This window comes from Synechococcus sp. H55.11, assembly GCF_047462475.1.
In the GTDB taxonomy this organism is placed as follows: Bacteria; Cyanobacteriota; Cyanobacteriia; order Thermostichales; family Thermostichaceae; genus Thermostichus.
The window spans coordinates 1-528 of record NZ_JANSJI010000003.1; the positions used below are offsets into that span (position 1 = coordinate 1).

1 protein-coding gene is annotated in these 528 nt (G+C 54.7%); it reads right to left on the reverse strand.

Features of this window, described 5'->3' with window-relative positions:
• Window positions 1–163 precede the first annotated feature (163 nt).
• Window positions 164–454, reverse strand: a complete 291-nt coding sequence (locus NW853_RS00035) for a 4a-hydroxytetrahydrobiopterin dehydratase (RefSeq protein ID WP_414347061.1) — start codon at window positions 452–454, stop codon at window positions 164–166.
• Between the last annotated feature and the right edge of the window lie 74 nt (window positions 455–528).

Here is a 528-nt window from a genome sequence, read left to right on the forward strand (position 1 = left end):
AACCAGCACGTTCATAAAATTATCATTTCTTAACCTTAGGCTTAGTCTATCAGACGGATGCAGCTCCCAACACAACTTGACCCGAACAGTGGCAAACAAATAGGGATCCCCGCGGCGCTGCAGGGATCCCTGGTTATGGCTCAGTCTGCCGCCGAGAGCGTGTCTAGCCAGCCAGCTCGTTCATGCGTTGCGCCAAGGTAAAGTCCAGTTCCGTAATGCCCCCGGCATCGTGGGTGGTGAGATCCACACGCACGCGGTTGTACACATTGGTCCACTCGGGGTGGTGACCCATGCTCTCGGCTACCAAAGCCACACTGCTCATCCAGCCAAAAGCTTCCACAAAAGAGCGAAATTGAAATTGGCGATGTAGCTTCCCATCCTGCAAAGACCAGCCCGGCAGGCTTTCCAGCTTGGCCTGAATCTCAGCTTCGCTGAGTTTGACAGGTCTGGACATGGGCGTTCCCTCCAGTCGTTGCCATCGTTTCCATCACGTTTTCATCAAAAGAGCGGCTGCGGGCAGATCCCAGC